The organism is Ectothiorhodospira variabilis (assembly GCF_022227625.1).
Taxonomy (GTDB): domain Bacteria; phylum Pseudomonadota; class Gammaproteobacteria; order Ectothiorhodospirales; family Ectothiorhodospiraceae; genus Ectothiorhodospira; species Ectothiorhodospira haloalkaliphila.
Map to the genome: position 1 here is coordinate 1 of NZ_JAJNAO010000065.1, position 399 is coordinate 399.

The following is a 399-nucleotide window of genomic DNA, read 5'->3' on the forward strand; positions in this document are numbered from 1 at the left end:
GTAGGACGCGCTCAGGCACGCAGTCTCATGCGCGAGGCCGGAGTGGAAGCTCGGCAGCGGCGACGATGGCGGGCCACTACGGATAGTAACCATGGGTACCCGGTGGCGCCGAATCGATTGGAGCGGTGTTTCCAGGTGTCGGAACCCAATTGCGCTTGGGTGGCGGATATCACTGCCGTGTGGACGTTTCAGGGCTGGTTGTATCTTGCCGCGATCCTGGATCTGTACGACCGGCAGGTGGTGGGCTGGGCAATGGCCGATCACATGCGGGCTGATCTGGCACTGTCGGCCCTGGAGATGGCTGTGGGGCGCCGTCAGCCATCCTCGGGACTGATCCACCACAGCGACAGGGGTAGCCAGTACGCATCGCGTGTGTACCGGCAGCGCCTGGAGAAGCAC

General features: G+C 63.9%; 1 protein-coding gene. It reads left to right on the forward strand.

Features of this window, described 5'->3' with window-relative positions:
- Nucleotides 1-399 (forward strand): IS3 family transposase (locus LPW30_RS15945; protein WP_239681375.1); only part of this gene is annotated, 399 nt, incomplete at both ends.